Source organism: Malikia spinosa, assembly GCF_002980625.1.
Classification (GTDB): Bacteria; Pseudomonadota; Gammaproteobacteria; order Burkholderiales; family Burkholderiaceae_C; genus Malikia; species Malikia spinosa.
Genome location: NZ_PVLR01000017.1, coordinates 23,489 through 41,693, shown reverse-complemented (window position 1 = coordinate 41,693; position 18,205 = coordinate 23,489). Strand labels below are relative to the sequence as shown.

The following is an 18,205-nucleotide window of genomic DNA, read 5'->3' as shown; positions in this document are numbered from 1 at the left end:
GGATTTCAGGGTTGCGGGCGGTCGAGTATCAGGCGCAGCGTCGCGGTCGGAGCCGGCTCCAGCCGGCGCGCGCGTACCCGGCCGTCGGTCTGGCCGAGCTCCACGCTCCAGCCTGGCAGCTCGACCGCGCGGCCTTGCAGCCACTCGAACAGCGTCGCGACCGGCAGCGCCGCGCCAGTCAGCGCGGCGGTCAGCGATTCGATATCGGGGTAGGAGCGCCGCTCGTCGCCGCGCAGCAGCAAGGCCGAGCCGGCATCCCATTGCGCGCTCGCGAGCGCCGAGCCCAGCGGCGAAAACAGCCTGAGCTCGCCGGTTTGTGCGTTGCCAAGCAGCTCGAAGCCGGCATGGAAGCCCTGTGGCGGTTCGCTGTCGACCTGCAGCGACAGCCGCCCGCTCCAGGGGCCGCTGCTGGTCTGGTCAGTGGCGCTGGCCGACAGCGGAGGGGTGCTCGGCGGGCTCGCGCAGCCTGCGGCCAGCAGCAGGCTTGCCGCACAGAGCCAGCCCGCGAGCCAGGCCTTGCCGATCCGGCGGGTCACGGCTTGACCTGCAGGCGCTGCAGCGTGCGCAGCAGGGTGTCGTTGTCTGCCTGCAGTTGCAGGCCCTGGCGCCAGACGGTCAGCGCCGCCTCGTGCTGGCCGGCGCTCCACAGTACCTCGCCCAGGTGGGCGGCGATCTCGGGGTCGGCCCGCCGCTCGAAGGCCGCTTGCAGGATGCGCCGGGCTTGCGCCAGGTTGCCGAGCCGGAACTCGACCCAGCCCAGGCTGTCCTGGATGAAGGGATCATCGGGAATCAGCGCCACCGCGCGCCTGATCAATTCGCGCGCCTGGTCCAGGTCCTGGTTGCGGTCGGCCAGCGAATAGCCAAGCGCGTTGTAGGCGTGTCCGTAGTCGGGCGCGCGAGCGATCAGTTCGCGCAGCAGGCGCTCCATTTCATCGCGGTGGCCGGCCTTTTCTGCCACCATGGCACGCTCGTAGGCCAGGTCGTTGTCCTCAGCAAAGCGCTGCGTCGCTTCCTCGTAGACCTTCAGTGCTTCGGCGTAATGCCCGAGCTCGCGCAGCAGCTGGGCTTCGGTCACGAGCTTGCGGCGTTCGTCGGCCGGGCCTTCGGCGGGCAGTCCGCGCAACTGTGCGCGCGCCTCGTCCAGCCGACCGGCGCGCGCCAGCAGCAGCGCGCGACGCGACTGCACGGTGGCCTGGGCTTCCTGGCCCTCGACTCGGTCCAGCCAGTCCAGCGCGGCATCCAGCTTGCCCTGTTTCTCGGCGATCTGCGACAGCAGCAGCTGAGCCTGGGTCCGGCCGTTGTGTCCCGCTTCGCTCGACTGCAGGGCCAGGTAGCGCTGCAGCGATGCGGTCGCTTGATCCGGCTGCTCGAGCTGCAGGTAGAGCAGGCCGTCGAGCAGCCAGACTTGCGCCATCGAGGCCTGCTCGCGCGTCAGCAGATCGAGCTGCGCCCTGGCTTCTGGCTGGCGGCGTTGTTCGATCAGCAGGCGGGTGTATTCAAGCCGGATCTGGTTCGCGTCTTCGCCGTTGCCGCGCTCGAGCCAGCGCAGCAGCAGGGCGTCGGCGCCCGGTTGGCGTTGTTCGAGTAGCGCCAGCGCCAGCCAGGCTGGCGGCGCCGACCGGCGGTCTCTGGCCATGGCCTGCTGCGCCGATTCGAATGCCTGGGTCTTCTGTCCCGCTGCGAGCTGGAGTCGACCTAGGCCGGCCCAGGCCGCCATGGCCTGGGTCGGCTGCTGGCCGGCTTCCTTCAGCAGTGGGGTCACGGCCTGGAGGGCCGCTGTCTTGTCGCTCAGGCGCGCGAGCATCTGCGGCAGCGCCAGGATCAGTGGCTGGCGCTCGGCGGCCGCGGTCAGGCGCAGCAGCGAGCGCAAGGGCGGGGCGATGTCGGCCGGGCGGTCCAGCGCCAGCGCCAGTTGCAGCACCACGCGCTGCGCTTCGGCCGAGCGCGGCAGCGTTTCGGTCCAGGCGCGCGCGGCTTGCAGCGCGGATTCGCCCGAGCGTGCCTGCAGGGCGATCTGGATCGCACGCTGGAACAGTTCGGGCCGCCGCATCTTGCGCGCGGCATCGAGCGTCAGGCTGAAACCCGCGCCAGGCTGGCCCTGGGTGATCTGCAACTCGCTGATCAACAGCTGGTAGAGCAGCTCGCCGCCCATGCCCGAATCCGCCGGGGCTTTCAGCGCTGGCAGGGCTTGGGGCTGGGTGCCGGGTGGCTTGGGATTGGCTGCCTGCGCCGAGCCGCCCCAGGCCAGCATGGCCAGTGCCAACGCGGCGCTGATGGAGGCCAGCTTCCCACCCGTCATGGGAGGAACAGTGCAAGGAGGCGAGGAGGGTGCGCGACGGCGCGTCAGAGCGGGGCTGTCCATCGGCCCATGATAATGGAAGCCCTGTTCCCCTGTCCGACCCTGCGCCCTACCATTTTCCATGCCCGAATTGCCCGAAGTCGAAGTCACCCGGCTGAGCTTTGCCGACCGCATCGCTGGCGCCCGCATCGAGTCCGCCGCGATCGGCAAGCCCTTGCGCTGGCCCCTGGGTCTAGCGCCGGCAGCGCTGCAGGGCCGCCAGGTGTTGCGGGTGCGCCGGCGCGGCAAATACCTGCTGCTCGACCTCGATCATGGCCTGCTGCTGATCCATCTGGGCATGTCGGGCAGCCTGGCTTTTGCCGACCAGCTGCCAGCGGCTGGTCCGCATGATCATTTCGAGCTCGTGACCAGCCAGGGCCGGCTGCGGCTGCATGACCCGCGCCGCTTCGGTGCCGTGGTCTGGGCTGAATCCGAGGCTGATCCGGTCGCGCGCAAGCTGCTGGGGCATCTGGGTGTCGAGCCGCTCGGGCCTGGTTTCGAGCCGCTCGCGTTCTGGCAGGCGCTGCAGGCGCGTCGCTCCGCGATCAAGCAGGTGTTGCTGGCCGGTGACATCGTGGTCGGGGTCGGCAATATCTATGCTTCCGAGGCGCTGTTTGCCGCTGGCATCGCGCCGACCTTGAGCGCATCCGGCCTGAGCCAGGTCCGGGCCGAACGCCTGCACGGCGCGATCCGGTCGGTGCTGGCGCGCGCGCTCGAGCAGGGCGGCAGCACGCTGAAGGACTTCTCGAGTGCCGAGGGCAAGTCCGGCTATTTCCAGCTCGAAGCCATGGTCTACGACCGCGCGGGCCTGCCCTGCCGGGCCTGTGGCGCTACCATCCAGACCCTGCGCCAGGGGCAGCGTTCAACCTTCTTCTGCCCGGATTGCCAGACTTCCTGATTGCCTCATCTTTTTTCATGCCGCTCGCCGCTTCCGCCCCCTCGCTGACCGCTTCGCCCCTTCTTTTCTTCCCGCGCCTGGTCGAGTGGCAGCGCCGCCATGGCCGCAGTGGCCTGCCCTGGCAGGGCACGCGCGATCCCTACCGGGTCTGGCTGTCCGAGATCATGCTGCAGCAGACCCAGGTCACGACCGTGCTGGGCTATTACTCGCGCTTCCTTGAGCGTTTTCCCGATGTCCGCACCCTGGCCGCCGCGCCGCAGGAGGCAGTGCTGGCGCTCTGGAGCGGGCTGGGCTATTACAGCCGCGCGCGCAACCTGCATCGCTGCGCCCAGGCCGTGGTCGAGCAATGGGGCGGTGCCTTCCCGGCCAGCGCCGAGCAGCTGCAGACCCTGCCCGGCATCGGCCGCTCGACCGCAGCGGCGATCGCGGCTTTCTGTTTCGGCGAGCGGATCTCCATCCTCGACGGCAATGTCAAGCGCGTGCTGTCACGGCTGCTGGCCTTCGACGGCGACCTGGCCACGCTGGCGCAGGAGCGCCGGCTCTGGGCGCTGGCGCAGGACCTGCTGCCTGCCGCGCCGAGTCATGACGAGATGGTGGCCTGGACCCAGGGCCTGATGGACCTGGGCTCAAGCCTGTGCTCGCGCAGCAAGCCCGACTGTGCTGCCTGTCCCGGCACCGGTCTGTGTCTGGCCAGCGCGCAGGCCAGGACCGGCGAATTCCCGGTCCGCACGCGCAAGCTCAAGCGCAGCACGGTCGAATGGTGGTGGCTGCTGCTGCGCCGGCCCGATGGCGCGGTCTGGCTGGAACGCCGGCCGGCCGAGGGCATCTGGGCCGGTCTCTACAGTCTGCCGACCTATGGCTCGCGCGCTGAAGGCCTGGCGGCGTTCGGCGGCGAGCCGGCCTTGCGCCAGGAGCATGAAACCCTGCGTCACACGCTCACGCACCGCGATCTGGTGCTGCGTCCGCTGGAACTCGACTGGTCGGCGGCGCTGCAGGAGGCGCCAGGTTCGGCTTGTGCTGCGCCTGGGCTCTGGGTGCAGCATCAGTCCGATCTCGACCTCGGCCTGCCAGCGCCGCTGCGCAGCCTGCTCGAGCGCCTGTTGCCGGCTTGATCCGGCGCTGCCTTCTGGCGCAGGATCAGGCCAGCCTCGGTTTCAAGGCCCGGCGTGCTTGATCGCGTCGAGCTCGCGGTGGCGACGGCGCACCGTCCAGCGCGGCGAGAAATGCATCGCCAGTTCTTCCACCAGATAGGTCGAGCGATGCTGGCCGCCGGTGCAACCGATCGCGACCGTGACATAGCTGCGATGATCGCGCACCATCGACGGCAGCCAGCGTTCGACGAAATCGATGATCTGGGCCTGCATCGCCTGCACTTCGGGCTCCACGCTCAGGAAATTGGCCACCGGAGCGTCCAGCCCGGTCAGCGGCCTGAGCTCGGGTTCATAGTGCGGATTGGGCAGCATGCGCACATCGAACACGAAGTCGGCATCCATCGGTACGCCGCGCTTGAAGCCGAAGGACTCGAACACCAGCGTCAGCGAATTCGGTTCATGGTCGAGCAGCTTGCGAACTTCCGTGCGCAGATGTGAAGCCTTGAGCTGGCTGGTGTCGATCACGAGCGAATATTCGCGCAGCTCGGACAGCAGCTCCCGCTCATGCTCGATCGCCTCGATCAGGGCCCGGCGCTGGTCCTGACTGTCGCGCATCGACAGCGGATGCAGTCGCCTGGTTTCGGAAAAGCGCCGCACCAGGGTGTCGGTGGTCGCGTCCAGGAACAGCACGGTCAGCGGCTGGCCGCCCTTGCGCAGCTTCTGGATCTGCGCCGGCATGCCCGGCAGCGATTTGGCGCTGCGCACGTCGATCGCGATCGCGACCCGGTCGGCCCGGTGTTCGCGCTCGATCGCGATGAAGTCCGCCAGCAGTTCGGGCGGCAGGTTGTCGACGCAGTAGAAGCCCGCGTCCTCGAGCGCGTGCAGCGCGACCGATTTGCCCGAGCCCGACATGCCGGTGATCAGCACCAGCTGCATCTTGGATTTTTGTTTCATGGCAACAGCATCTCACGGGCGTGCGCCAGCGACGCGTCCGACAGCTTGTCGCCGCCCAGCATGCGCGCGAGTTCCTGCACGCGGGTCTCGTCCGCAATCGCGCGCACCTCGCTCGCCGTGCCTTGATCATCCTGCCGCTTGGAGACGAACAGATGGTGGTCGGCGCTCGCCGCCACCTGGGGCAGGTGGGTCACAGCCAGCACCTGGCGGTCCTGTCCCAGCTGGCGCATGAGTCGGCCCACGGTCTGTGCCACGGCGCCACCGATGCCGCTGTCGACCTCGTCGAAGATCAAGGTTGGCGCCTGGCCGAGCTGGCTGGTCGTGACCGAGATCGCCAGCGCGATGCGCGAGAGCTCGCCGCCCGAGGCCACCTTGCCGACCGGTCGCGGCGTGCTGCCTGGGTGGCCGGCGACCAGGAACTCGACGTTCTCCATTCCATGCGCCTGCGGCTCGGGCAGCGGCACGAGCCGGGCTTCGAAGCGCCCGCCCGCCATGCCCAGACCCTGCATCGCGGCCGTGATGGCCTGCGACAGCTGGACGGCGGCTTGCTCACGCGCGGTGCTGACCTTGCTGGCGGCCTTGAGCAGGGCCTGCTGCGCGCGCCGTTCGGCCAGCTGCAGCGCATCAAGGTCGCTGCTGCGGTCGAGCTCGGCGAGCTGGCGCTGCCACTGCGCCAGCCGCTCGGGCAGTTCCTCGGGCTGGCAGCGAAAGCGCCTGGCCAGCGACAGCCACTGCGCCAGCCGCTGGTCGAGCAGCTCGAGCGCGCCCGGGTCGAGCTCGGTCGGGTCGGCATGGTGTTGCAGGTCGTGGCAGGCATCCTCGACCTGGGCCAGCGCGCTCTGCAGCACGGCCGCGATCTCGCCGTAGCGCGGCTCGATATGCTGCTGTTCCTGCAGCGCCTGCAGCGCGCGGTGCAGCAGCTGGGTTGCGCCGCCTTCCTCCTCGTCGAGTGCCTGCAGCGCGCTGCGCGCGGCATCCATCAGACCCTGCGCATGGGCCAGCCGGCCATGCTGCAGATTGAGCTCGTCCCATTCGCCCGCGGCCGGAGCCAGCTTGGCCAGCTCCCCGAGCTGCCATTGCAGCCGCTCGCGTTCCTGCTGCAGCGTGGCTTGCTGCTGCCGTGCCTGCTCGAGCGCGTGCAGCGCCTGACGCCAGTCAGCCCAGAGTCCGCGCAGTTCGCTGCTTGAGATGCGACCGTAGTCGTCGAGCAACTGGCGCACCGCGTCGGGCCGGGTCAGGCTCTGCCAGGCATGCTGACCGTGGATGTCGACCAGTTCCTCGGCCAGGGCCTTGAGCTGGGCCACCGTCGCCACGCTGCCGTTGATCCAGGCCCGGCTGCGGCCCTGGCTGTCCAGGCTGCGCTTGAGCAGCAGCGCTTCGCCGGGTTCGATCGCAAAGCCGTTCTCGTCCAGCCATTGCTGCGCCAGCTCCGACAGGTCGAACTCGGCCGCGATCTCGCAGCGCGGCGCACCCTCGCGCACCACGCCGGCATCGGCGCGTGCGCCGAGGGCGAACTGCAGCGCATCGATCAGGATCGACTTGCCGGCGCCGGTTTCGCCGGTCAGCACGGTAAAGCCGGTTTCGAGCTCCAGGTCCAGGGCCCGCACGATCACGAAATCGCGCAGGGACATGCGGCGCAGGCTCATGTGGTCATTCCTTCATTCCAGTGCAGTTTCTTGCGCAAGGTGTCGAAATAGCTCCAGCCCTTGGGATGCAGCAGGCAGAGCTTGTAGGGTGCGCGCCGCACCGTTATACGATCGCCGTGCAACAGGCTGGTGAAAGTCTGCATGTCGAAATTGGCGCTGGCGTCGCGTCCGTTGACCAGCACCAGCGCGATCTCGCCGCTGGCCGGCAGCACGATCGGGCGGTTCGACAGCGTGTGCGGCGCGATCGGCGCCATGATCCAGCCGTCGATCGCCGGATGCAACAGCGAGCCGCCCACCGACAGGGTATAGGCAGTCGAGCCGGTTGGCGAGGCAATGATCAGGCCGTCGGCGCGCTGATTGGCGACGAAGCGGCCATCGACCTCGACCCGCAGCTCGATCATGCTCGGTGCGCCGCCGCGGTTGACCACCACGTCGTTGATCGCGACGGTATCGAACACGCAGTCGCCGTCGCGCCAGACGCTGGCATGGATCAGGCTGCGATGATCCTCCTCGTATTCGCCGCGCAGGATCGGGCGCAGATGGGTCTCGAAGTCGGCGAACGGGATGTCGGTGATGAAGCCGAGCCGGCCCTGGTTGATGCCGACCACTGGCACGCCAAAGCGCGCCAGCTTGCGTCCGATGCCGAGCATGGTACCGTCACCCCCCATCACGAGCGCCAGGTCGCATGAGGTGCCGATGCCACTGGCGGACAGGCTGTTGTACTGCGTCAGACCGGTGTTCTGCGCGGTCTCGCGCTCGATCGACACCTCGCAACCCATGCCGTGCAGGAAATGCGCCATGCGCTCGAGTGCATCACGCGAGCCGACCGCGTGATACTTGCCTACCAGCGCCACATGGCGGAAGCGGGATTTGCCAGCCCGGCTTGTCGTGGGCGTCGGGCTTGATGTGGGCAGGTTCATCCTCAAATTAAATCACAAGCTTTTCTACAATGGCCCGCATGTTAGACGACCGCTCCAAACTGCTGCTCAAGACCCTGGTCGAGCGCTACATCGCCGACGGCGAGCCGGTCGGTTCGCGCACGCTCTCGCGCGCAGCCGGGCTGGAACTGTCGCCAGCGACAGTGCGCAACGTCATGAGCGACCTCGAGGACCTCGGCCTGATCGTCAGTCCGCACACCTCGGCCGGGCGCATTCCGACCGCGCGCGGCTATCGCCTGTTCGTCGATACCATGCTGACCGTACGGCGCGAGCGCCTGGCCGTGGTCGATGGCCTGGCCGGGTCGGGTCTGGCGGCCGAACAGCCACGCCAGGTCCTGAGCCAGGCCGCGCTGCTGCTGTCGAACCTGTCGCAGTTCGTTGGTGTCGTCATGACGCCGCGCCGGCCCTCGGTGTTTCGCCATATCGAATTCCTGAGCCTGTCCGAGCGGCGCGTGCTCGTGATCCTGGTCTCGCCCGACGGCGATGTGCAAAACCGCATCATCCACACCCAGACCGACTACAGCCAGCAGCAGCTGCAGGAGGCGGCCAACTTCCTCAACGCGCATTACGCCGGGCTCGCGATGGACGAGGTACGCCTGCGCCTGAAGACCGAGGTCGACGCGTTGCGCGGCGAAATCACCTCGCTGATGGTCAAGGCGGTCGACGCCGGCAGCGAGGCGATGGAGCAGGACGATGTGGTGGTTTCGGGCGAGAGCAACCTGCTGTCGGTCAGCGAGTTCTCGCACGACATGGGCCATTTGCGCAGGATGTTCGACCTGTTCGAGCAAAAGACCCAGCTGATGCGGCTGCTCGAGGTTTCGAACCAGGCCGATGGGGTGCGCATCTTCATCGGCGGCGAGAGCCAGATCGTGCCGTTCGAGGAGCTGTCGGTCGTCAGCGCTCCCTATGCCGTCAACGGCGAGGTGGTCGGCACCCTGGGCGTGATCGGCCCGCAGCGCATGGCCTACGACCGCATGATCCAGATCGTCGACATCACGGCCAAACTGGTCAGCAATGCGCTGAGTCACGGCAAGTAGACGCTACAATTTAAGGCTTGGTTCGGGGCGTTAGCTCAGTTGGTTAGAGCAGAGGACTCATAATCCTTTGGTCCACGGTTCAAGTCCGTGACGCCCTACCATTAAAAACAACGACTTAGCCCGGCCTTCAAGCTGGGCTTTTTCGTTTCTGGGTGGTCTTACAGACTATTTACAGACTGCGGTACAGGGTTTACAGCTTATGTGGCCTCAGGCGTGCGGCCACAGTCAGTCGTTCCCGGGCTGCTTGCCAACTAAAGAAGGAAGCTAGGGGAGGGCGCTTGGGCTCATGGCGGCGTGGGCTTGAACGGCATGGTCAGCGCTCTGCACGAGCCGGTTCGCTTCGAGGTAGCGTGGGGTGCAGACTTGTGCTGGATGTTCGAGGGCTTCGAGCACAGCAGGCCGTAGACGTGCTGGCAGCAACAGCTGCGGCATCCGTGATGCATGTCTCGGGCAATCCTGGTGCTCGAGCCTCACACGCTCTCATCGGCGTAGGGCAGGAGCTATGGCGGTTGCGGGGCGTTCAACCCGACGGTTCAGTCAGCGCTCGGAGAGAAGGGGACTCGTCGAGCAGCTGCTGGACCGGCTCACGCGTGACATGTCAGACCGGCCTGACTTGTGCACAAGCCACCTATAAGGAAGCTCTCCCGGCAAGCAGGAAAAACGGCGCCAAGGGCCAAGGACGAGCCCACTTCCGCATAAGGGGTAGAAGGTCCACCACATACATGGCGGACCCTATTCACTTCACGTCAATTTATGATTTCACTTCCCGCTATACACGATTACTTCAATGCCGTTGGACGAAAGTTTGATAAATGACTTTTTGCCACTTTTGACTTCATCGCAGGCATCAAGTACCTCTTGATAGTTTTTGATTTGGAATGGGTGTATGGCTTTCAGCATATTTAGGTTGAAATCAAAGTCTCTATCGGAGCTCAGGGCCATAAGTCCAGCTGTTATGTTCCAATCCATTTCTAAGCATACATTTGCGAGTATGCTCATGGAAGGGATAACAAGCCCACTTCTGAGAAGTTCCAAGTTTCTTGCTTCCTTTAGACCTAGCTTTTCGGCAATCTGTTGATCGGATAAGCCTTTCGCCTTTTTATGTGAGTCGATGTAGTCGATAAGGCGTTTTGGTTGCTCAGTACCCGAAGTCGTGTCGGAATTGTTGTTCGTGCTGGTCATTGCGCTTCTCCTGTCACCAAGGCAGCCACTAGCGAATCTGCCTTGTGCAGGATAGGTGCAATGCCTTTCCCCTTCGACTCCTTGCGAAGTGTCGTTATCAACTGTGCCTCACCCGGGGTCAAATGCAGCGGCCCCAAGCATGTTTCTATCGCCGCTAGAGTAGTGGGGTCCAGTTCCTTGAGCACCATCCGCATCAGGTGCCCCGGGGCCAGTTCAAGTGCCTGCGCCAGTTCTGGTACCCGGCCAGCAGGGAGTCGCATCAATCCCTTCTTGATGCACGCCACCAGGTTGCCAGATTCGTAGCCCAAGGCTGCTGCCAGCTGATCGTCGCTTAACCCCAGACGTCCTTGACTGATAGCGATCTGCTCTCTCACGGTCGCTGCGGGACTGCCCGCCATATCTTGCAATGTCATCATTCGTTCCCTTTCGTTGGTTGCAGGTCAAAAATTTCTGACCTGAGACCTATTATTGAGAGTCAACCTCGGACTGCAGCAGGCAATAATAAGATCTTGATGTGGATTGAATCGACTGATGGAATTCAGGGGTGGGGTGACAGATTGCTTGTGCTTCCAGCCTTGCTTGGACTGGATGTAGGTGAATCGGATGAGTCGGAGTCGTGCGGACCTGCGCTGGACGTGCTGATGCAAATCGTGAGCCGAAGGTCGTAGAATGCGCCAGAAGCCCTGATCACACCAGAGTACCAACCTTTCATGCCCTTCACAAAGAAAACGCGCTATGGGTCGATTTGAGCCCTTCTCTGGGGTACGCAGCGCCCAGGTACTAGCACGTATACCTTGTCGGTAGCTAAAACGATCAGCTGGTGCGTGACCGGGCCACGGCAGAGCTTGCTTTGTGCCGGCAGATCAGTTCAGGGCCGGTTGGTGACCTCCCTGGCAGGCCCGATGCGTGACCTGATCGTCGCAACTGGCACCGAGATCTCTGGCAACGAGTCGTACTTTGACCAGGTCTCGCGTGCGCGCGAAAGGTTTTTACTTGTTCTTCTTTGTCTTTGAGAGGGTTGTATATAGGGAAAGAACCAAAATCGCTAACTCCTCATTTTTCTAAATTGAATCACAGACTTGCAGAGAAAAATTGTAGTTTTTTAGATCGTTAACGCTGAGAATTCCGGGACGGTGGAAATCGTCAGATTTCATGATGTGAAATCACCAGCCTTATCAGAAGAAAAATCGCTAATGCTCTCGGGACTGCTGTCCCAGACCTTCATGCCCATCCTGTGGGGCGGGGGCAGTCCGTCTTTTCATCCACTAGGCTGGGCTATGCACTGCAGACTGGAGGTAAACGTCTTATTGCGGCCCTGTGCGGTCAGTTGTCAACAGAAAAGTAAATATTTAAACGTCTGAATTCTCTGCTCTGCGCGATACTTTGCGCAGGTCCGGTGGAATTGGTGGTTAGAACTCAGGCCAGAATTCACTTTTTCCCATCTCTTTTAGCAATAGCATCAATTGCCCCTTGGGGGAGTTGAGCGTAGAGAGCTTGAATTTCTTTTGGTTTAGCGATGCGATCGTCAACGATAAAATTTATCATTTTAAAAAGTTGATGCGCAATCTCTGGGGTGTCGTCGATGTTCAGTTCGCCAGGGTGAACCGCATTATTTCCAACTACCCGACAAACATCGAGCGCCTGCTGTACAAGCGAGGGAAGCCCTTTCGTTACTAGAGATTTAATGTCATCGTTAATGTTCTTGCCCTCTTCATTAATATGAGGCATGAGCTTTTGGAGGCAAAGGCGAAGCAATGCAACCGCACCTCTAGGCGAACGGCTGGCGATGTCTCTGGCCTCTTCATAATCAGAACGGCATGAATCTGGCAGATCATGATGAGGTGGTTCAACAGGACTTTCAGTCGGAACTACCATTCGACCATCAAACCAATAGCTTCTTTGCTTGCAATGAGCGCACAGGGAAGATCTGAATGGGGTTTCCATCCAGTGACTGTGCGGGATCATTGCTTGCAACTCATGCCAATTCTGTGATGCATAGACGCCACATAGAGGGCAATTGAAATGATCTTTATTGAATTCAGGAGGATAATAGCGATTTTTCATTTGAGTTATAAATTTGTTTTAGCGCAACTGCCCTGCTATGTGGCATCGGATCTGTGACCTGCTCCGTAACATCGAACACCGACGTGGGTCGTGCCTGAAAGCAATCGATGCCGCATCCAGTAGCCGTTTTTGGAAGATACTTCCTGTGTCTGCTCTTGGCCGTAAACGGCCCTTCGCAGCAAGTTTGGCGAATGGTGGCAATCGATTTATTACATTCATCCAACCGCCGATAACTCCGACTTATGGAGGCTAAAAAATGATCGTTAAGCCGTTTTTAAATTTGACGCCACCAGATGGATTAACTTCTAGTCCAGCTCTTTGAAGACTGTCTTACAATAATTGATGCTCATGTATGAGGCATCAATAACTGCATCACCCGATGCAGCGATAGCTGTCTCACAGTTTTCAATATGAGAATAATCAATCATCAGATTGCCACCTTCAATGTGAATGGCAGTTCTGCAGTTAACGACTGAGCAGTTGCTGATTGTGATTCCGCTTCTGCTTAGACTTCTGATCCTGTTTGTCTCGGGCATGTGAGATGGCTTGGAAATAGTTTTTATCCAGCCGCGGCACATTGCTAGCCGAATCGCGTTCTGTAGCTCTGTATTCATAAGAATTTAGGCTAAATACTTATTAAGTCTATGCCAAGGGCTACAGCTGAAGACAATATGCCCAGCATAGGCTCAGCTTTTCCCAGGAGTCTAAAAATTGCCGACTCTTTAACTTTCTCTTTGAGCGCCTCTTTGCTTTGTGTTGGTGTCTCTTTTAGAGAGGAAACAAGGTCTTGGAAGGCTTTTAACTTTTCCTGATCGTCTTGAATTCCCAGCTCTCCAAGTAGCGTTGCGAGAATTTTTCCTGGATTTTCGTCTCTTTCTTCAAGACCTTTTTCCATGCCTCGGATTTTTACGTCGATCATATTGATTTCTGCACTGGAGCCGTGCGGAACACTTGCCATAATGCCGATATTTTCAAGATCAGACGACTCTAAATTGAATTTAACTGCCATGATTAAATTTTCTCTATCCCATTAAAAACATTTGTTATTTAGAAATTTTACTATTGAATTAATGTTTGGCACTTGCGGAAATGTGTCCGTCAAACCCAAGCCTCCCCCAGCGTCTCGACCTGCTGCAGTACCAGCTCCACCGCCTCCTCGGCCTGATCCGGCGGGTACTTGTACTTGCGCAGCACCCGCTTGACCATCAGACGCAGCGTGGCACGTACGCTCTCGCGCTGGGCCCAGTCCACGCTGATGTTCTTCTTCAGGTTCTCGGTCAGCTCGTGTGCGATTTTCTTGAGCGTCTCGTCGGTCAGCTCGCGCACCGCTGACTCGTTGATCACCAGCGCGTCGTAGAACTTGACCTCGTCGTCGCTCAGGCCCAGCTGCTCGCCTCGGCTGGCGGCGGCCTTGAACTTCCTGGCCATCTCGACCAGCTCTTCCATCACCTGCGCGGTCTCGATGCTGCGGTTCTGGTAACGGGTGATGACGTTAGCCAGCAGGTCGCTGAACTTCTTCTGCTGCACGACGTTGGTGGCGAACTTGGCCTTGATCTCGCCTTCAAGCAGGCGCTCCAGCAGCTCGACCGCCAGGTTCTTCTCGGGCAGGTTCTTCACCTGGGCCAGGAAGTCCTCGTCGAGCAGGCCGATGTTCGGCTTGTCCAGCCCGACAGCGTCGAAGATGTCCACTACCGACTCGCTCACCACCGCCTGGTTGATGATCTGGCGGATCGCCAGGTCGCGCTGCTCGTCGGTCTTCTTCTGCAGGCTGATATCGCGTTTGGTCAGGATCACCTTGACCGCTTGCAAGAAGGCGACCTCGTCACGCACTGCCTTGGCTTCGTCCAGGGTGCAGCACAGGCTGAATGCCTTGCTCATGGCCAGCGCCGCGTCGGCGAAGCGCTTCTTGCCGTCCCGGACCGAGTTGCCGTTCTTGTCCTTGGTTTCTGACTTCAGGCCCAGCACATGGTTGGCCGCGCCCGCCAGCGTCTTGTGGCCTCCGGTGTGGAAGCCGCTGTAGTCGAAGCCGTGCAGCATGGCCTGCAGCACGTCGAGCTTCTCCAGCAGGACGGACAGCGCCTCGTGGGCATCGACCGTGGGCTTGCCGCGGCCCTTGCTGGCGGTGTACTCCTTCATCGCGGCTTTCAGCTCGTTGCCGATGCCGATGTAGTCCACCACCAGGCCGCCCTGCTTGTCCTTGAAAACCCGGTTGACGCGGGCGATGGCCTGCATCAGGTTGTGGCCCTTCATCGGCTTGTCCACGTACATGGTGTGGACGCACGGCGCGTCGAAGCCGGTTAGCCACATGTCACGCACGATGACCAGGCGCAACGGGTCGGCCGGGTCCTTGAAGCGCTTCTCGAGCCGCTTCTTGATTTGGCTGCCATAGATATGCGGGCGCAGCAGCGCCTTGTCGCTCGCGCTGCCGGTCATGATGATCTTGATCGCGCCGAGCTCCGGGTCGTCGCTGTGCCAGTCGGGGCGCAGCTTGACGATCTCGTTGTAAAGGTGGACGCAGATGTCGCGGCTCATGGTCACGACCATGGCCTTGCCGTCCTGGGCCTTGTTGCGCTCCTCGAAGTGGGCGACCAGATCGGCCGCGACGCTGGCTACGCGCGGCTCGGCGCCGACCACCTTCTCCAGCGCGGCCCAGCGGCTCTTGAGCTGGGCCTGGGTGCTTTCCTCCTCGTCCTCGGCCAGCTCATCGACCTCGTCGTCGATCAGCGACAGGTCTTCCTGTTTCAGCTTCAACTTGGCAAGCCGGCTCTCGTAGTAGATCGCGACCGTGGCGCCGTCTTCCCGGGCCTGCTGCATGTCGTAGACATGGATGTAGTCGCCGAACACGGCGCGGGTGTCGCGGTCGGTGCTGGACACGGGCGTGCCGGTGAAGGCGACGAAGGTGGCATTCGGCAGCGCATCGCGAAGGTGCTGGGCGTAGCCCGCCTGGTAGGTGGTCTTGTACTCGGGCGGGGTGAATTCGGCAGTCGCCGCGTGAGCCGTGTCCGTGCCGTCGCTGCTGGTCAGAGCGCCAAAGCTGGCGCCCGACACCTTGCGCGTCCTGAGCTTGGCCTCGAAGCCGTACTGCGTGCGGTGTGCCTCGTCGGCCACCACGACGATGTTATGCCGCTCGGACAGCACGGGGAACAGGTCCTCGTCCTCGCCGGGCATGAACTTCTGGATGGTGGCAAAGACGATGCCGCCCGAGGGCCGATGGCTGAGCAGTCGGCGCAGCTCCTGGCGGGTGGTGGCCTGCACCGGGGTCTCGCGCAGCAGGTCATTGGCGAGGCTGAAGACGCCGAAGAGCTGGCCGTCGAGGTCGTTGCGGTCGGTGATGACGACGATGGTCGGGTTGGCCATCACGGGCTCCTGCATCACGCGCGCGGCAAAGCAGGTCATGGTGATGCTCTTGCCGCTGCCCTGGGTGTGCCAGACCACGCCACCCTTGCCGCGGATATTCGCCGCGCTGTCGGCCCGGGATGCCGCCACTACATGCTCGATGGCGGCGCGCACCGCGTGGAACTGGTGATAGCCGGCGATCTTCTTGACCAGATGAGCATCGTCCTCGAACAGCACGAAGTAGCGCAGGTAGTCGAGCAGATAGCGGGGGGCCAGGGCACCGCGCACCAGGGTTTCGAGCTCGTTGAACTCGCCCAGCGGGTCGAGGTTGACGCCGTCTATGGTGCGCCACTGCTGGAAGCGTTCGGCATTCGCAGACAGCGAGCCCAGCCGTGCGTCCGTGCCGTCCGAGATCACCAGCACCTCGTTGTACTGGAACACATCGGGGATCTGCGCCTTGTAGGTCTGGAGCTGGTCGTAAGCCTTCCAGATATCGGCTGCCTCGTCGGCCGGGTTCTTGAGCTCGATCAGCACCAGCGGCAGGCCGTTGACGAACAGGATGATGTCGGGCCGGCGCGTGTGGTGCGCGCCCTTGATGCTGAACTGGTTGACCGCCCAATATTCGTTGCGGGTCGCGTCCGACCAGTCTAGCAGGCGCACGAAGTCGCCGACCGTCTCGCCATCACGCTGGTACTGCACCGGCACGCCGGCCACCAGCAGCTTGTGGAAGGCGCGGTTGGCTGACAGCAGCGACGGGATGCCGAGGTTGAGCACCCGGTGCAGCGCGTCCTCGCGGGCGGCGGTGGGCACCTGGGGGTTCAGGCGCGCGATGGCTTCGCGCAGGCGGCCAGCCAGCACCAGCTCGCGGTAACTGGCGCGCTGCGGGTTGGGGCCGTCGTGGGCGATGTCGTAGCCGCTGTGGACCGCATAGCCCAGCTCGGACAGCCAGCCCAGGGTTTCCTGTTCGAGTTGATCTTCGGTCATGGCTTGGTGTGCTCGCTGATTTTTGTCAGTGACGTGTTAATTTTCGCCAAGGCATCCGGAATCATGCTCACAGCGTACTGCGCCCTAAGCAATTCAGTTTCATCTACGAGTGACCACTGAAAGAAAGAAGTCTCAATATAGAAAGGCTGTCTGTGAAGGTTACCTTTGATGTCGCGGAAAACAACTTGGCCTCGCAGCTCCTTCTCAAGCATTTTGATTTTCTTTGCTACCCAGTGACTCGCTCCCAGCATGGTTGCTTGCTCTTCCCCGGGCATCAAAACCGCGATGGCATGTGCGTCATCACCTGCGAAATGAATAGGTTCAGCCTCCTCAGGACCGCTCGACTGTCTAAGTTTTGGTACTGAGCCTTCCCATTCAATGTAAACGTGGTGTGCAGCACTACCCCCAGCATTTTTTATCTTAATCAACGCCAGGCCATGGCGACTCTGCGTGTCTATATACGGATATGGATACGGCTTCTGAGCTTCCTCAGCTATTGAAATAGTACGAAAGGAAACCAATGCTGAAATTGATGCCGCCAGTACCGCGCCAGCGCCAGTGAAAGCATTGGCGAAATCTGGATTTTGCGTAGACCAAAACTGCTGTGCGAAGTACACCAGTACAGCAAGTGAAAAAATCGCCAGCACCAAAGAAAAGTAGTTCCCGATGTTTCCGAGCGTGATACGGGTCATGATTCTGGAAGTGAGATAGTCCAAATGCGCTTGAGCGGCAGTTCTGCCTGGATATCCTGATCCAGCTTTTCGTAGTTTTCTAACAATTTTTCGATCAGATCCTCCTGGTTCCACACCCTGACCTTGAAGAACTGGGTGGGCACCTCCTTGAGGACGGTAGGTTTGAATCCCGACCATGACACGAACAGGCCCTGGTTCGCACTCACGCTTTGCATGGCACCGATCAACTGGGTGAACTCGGGTCGGTCAGCAGGCGTGTCGCCCGACTTCACTTGGACGCAAATACGTGGGCTGTCGAAACCGAACGCGCCACCTGCTGCCAGAATATCGATGCCTTTGTCCGGCCCCTCGGGGCTGAGGTAGGTGGTGAAGCCCTGTGCCTTGAGTACTGCCTCCACAAGACGCGCCATGCCATGGCCCTTGAACTTCTGAATGATGACCCTGGCAATCGCGTCACGAGCCAGTTGCTCCAAATCGACCTCGGCTTCGTCATCTGGTTGGTTGACGTCCTTGGCGACTTTACCCACGCTGACTGGCGCCACGGGTACCGAATGCCAGCCATTCTTGCTCATGGCACGGATACGCTTTTCCGCATCGTTTCGCTTGATCTCGCACACCGTCATGATGGCGCCCAACGAATACAACAGGTCTTGGTCGAAGGAGCTGCGAGGCACATCGGTGTTGAGCCACTGCACTGTACGGTAGTGGCGATACATGGGGGCATTTCCCGGATCGAAGGTATAGCCCGACTTCACCTCTCCCACTGCGATGCTGCCGTTACTCTTGCGAGGCACCACCACCCAGTCGCCCAGTTGCGTGGCGAGCACGAAAGCCCACACCTGACCTGACCAGTTTCCGATGCGGCGTGCTGGCTCGCCAGGGTACTGTTGCTGCATGAGGGACTTGATGCCCTCGTAGTCCTTGGCCACCGAGAGGTCGGTGCCCGTGAACTCCTCCCAGGTCAGATAGACACGATTGTCCTGAAAGAACCGGGGTTCGTGTTCGCCGTACTTGCCAGCGCGGACCAGCCAGAGTGCCATGTTGA

Annotated in this window: 14 protein-coding genes, 1 tRNA gene and 2 pseudogenes; 4 read left to right on the top strand and 13 right to left on the bottom strand. The window is 61.8% G+C overall.

Going from position 1 to position 18,205, the window contains the following annotated elements; genetic code table 11:
- Positions 1-5: 5 nt before the first annotated feature.
- Positions 6-536: an outer membrane lipoprotein LolB gene (locus C6P61_RS07250; RefSeq protein ID WP_244908816.1), complete on the bottom strand. Its 531-nt coding sequence runs from the start codon at positions 534-536 to the stop codon at positions 6-8.
- On the bottom strand, positions 533-2,299 hold the full coding sequence (locus C6P61_RS07245; RefSeq protein WP_170067337.1) for a tetratricopeptide repeat protein: 1,767 nt from the start codon (positions 2,297-2,299) through the stop codon (positions 533-535). The genes C6P61_RS07250 and C6P61_RS07245 overlap by 4 nt, the downstream gene beginning before the upstream one ends.
- A gap of 121 nt (positions 2,300-2,420) precedes the next feature.
- Between C6P61_RS07245 and mutM the strand changes: the two genes are divergently transcribed.
- Positions 2,421-3,236: a bifunctional DNA-formamidopyrimidine glycosylase/DNA-(apurinic or apyrimidinic site) lyase gene (gene mutM, locus C6P61_RS07240; RefSeq protein ID WP_105729259.1), complete on the top strand. Its 816-nt coding sequence runs from the start codon at positions 2,421-2,423 to the stop codon at positions 3,234-3,236.
- A gap of 17 nt (positions 3,237-3,253) precedes the next feature.
- On the top strand, positions 3,254-4,348 hold the full coding sequence (gene mutY, locus C6P61_RS07235; protein WP_105729258.1) for an A/G-specific adenine glycosylase: 1,095 nt from the start codon (positions 3,254-3,256) through the stop codon (positions 4,346-4,348).
- 42 nt (positions 4,349-4,390) lie between these two features.
- On the opposite strand, the gene rapZ is transcribed toward mutY, so the two are convergent.
- From rapZ to C6P61_RS07220, 3 genes are read right to left on the bottom strand one after another with little or no spacing between them, the layout of a single operon-like run.
- Positions 4,391-5,281 carry an RNase adapter RapZ gene (gene rapZ, locus C6P61_RS07230; RefSeq protein WP_244908815.1) on the bottom strand — a complete coding sequence of 297 codons (891 nt, stop codon included), beginning with the start codon at positions 5,279-5,281 and terminating at the stop codon, positions 4,391-4,393.
- Positions 5,278-6,927: a DNA repair protein RecN gene (gene recN, locus C6P61_RS07225; RefSeq protein ID WP_105729256.1), complete on the bottom strand. Its 1,650-nt coding sequence runs from the start codon at positions 6,925-6,927 to the stop codon at positions 5,278-5,280. The genes rapZ and recN overlap by 4 nt, the downstream gene beginning before the upstream one ends.
- Positions 6,924-7,847: an NAD kinase gene (locus C6P61_RS07220; protein ID WP_105729255.1), complete on the bottom strand. Its 924-nt coding sequence runs from the start codon at positions 7,845-7,847 to the stop codon at positions 6,924-6,926. The genes recN and C6P61_RS07220 overlap by 4 nt, the downstream gene beginning before the upstream one ends.
- 38 nt (positions 7,848-7,885) lie before the next feature.
- On the opposite strand from C6P61_RS07220, the gene hrcA reads away from it, so the two are divergent.
- Positions 7,886-8,902, top strand: a complete 1,017-nt coding sequence (gene hrcA, locus C6P61_RS07215; protein ID WP_105729277.1) for a heat-inducible transcriptional repressor HrcA — start codon at positions 7,886-7,888, stop codon at positions 8,900-8,902.
- A 24-nt stretch (positions 8,903-8,926) separates the two neighbouring features.
- Positions 8,927-9,003, top strand: a tRNA-Ile gene (locus tag C6P61_RS07210).
- A gap of 658 nt (positions 9,004-9,661) precedes the next feature.
- On the opposite strand, the gene C6P61_RS17625 is transcribed toward C6P61_RS07210, so the two are convergent.
- The 8 genes and pseudogenes from C6P61_RS17625 to C6P61_RS07180 all read right to left on the bottom strand — a co-directional run bounded on the left by C6P61_RS17625 (position 9,662) and on the right by C6P61_RS07180 (position 18,200).
- Complete coding sequence (locus tag C6P61_RS17625; RefSeq protein ID WP_146114988.1) at positions 9,662-10,084, bottom strand: hypothetical protein; 423 nt, start codon at positions 10,082-10,084, stop codon at positions 9,662-9,664.
- On the bottom strand, positions 10,081-10,497 hold the full coding sequence (locus tag C6P61_RS07200) for a hypothetical protein (RefSeq protein ID WP_146114987.1): 417 nt from the start codon (positions 10,495-10,497) through the stop codon (positions 10,081-10,083). Before C6P61_RS07200 ends, C6P61_RS17625 begins: the two co-directional genes overlap by 4 nt.
- A 1,015-nt stretch (positions 10,498-11,512) precedes the next feature.
- On the bottom strand, positions 11,513-12,148 hold the full coding sequence (locus tag C6P61_RS07195; RefSeq protein WP_105729252.1) for a DUF4145 domain-containing protein: 636 nt from the start codon (positions 12,146-12,148) through the stop codon (positions 11,513-11,515).
- 625 nt (positions 12,149-12,773) lie between these two features.
- Positions 12,774-13,157, bottom strand: coding sequence for a hypothetical protein (locus tag C6P61_RS17620; RefSeq protein WP_146114986.1), 384 nt, complete (start codon positions 13,155-13,157; stop codon positions 12,774-12,776).
- An 89-nt stretch (positions 13,158-13,246) separates the two neighbouring features.
- A pseudogene (locus tag C6P61_RS18340) lies at positions 13,247-14,254 on the bottom strand (DUF3387 domain-containing protein); the annotation flags it as partial.
- Between the two features lie 66 nt (positions 14,255-14,320).
- Positions 14,321-16,468 (bottom strand): annotated as a pseudogene (locus C6P61_RS07190) (type I restriction endonuclease subunit R); the annotation flags it as partial.
- A complete protein-coding gene (locus C6P61_RS17615) occupies positions 16,465-17,160 on the bottom strand; it encodes a hypothetical protein (RefSeq protein ID WP_146114985.1) in 696 nt (231 codons plus the stop codon). The gene C6P61_RS17615 and the pseudogene C6P61_RS07190, both read right to left, overlap by 4 nt.
- Entirely contained in the window at positions 17,157-18,200 is a 1,044-nt protein-coding gene (locus C6P61_RS07180; RefSeq protein ID WP_105729249.1) for a restriction endonuclease, read from the bottom strand. Before C6P61_RS07180 ends, C6P61_RS17615 begins: the two co-directional genes overlap by 4 nt.
- Positions 18,201-18,205: the final 5 nt, after the last annotated feature.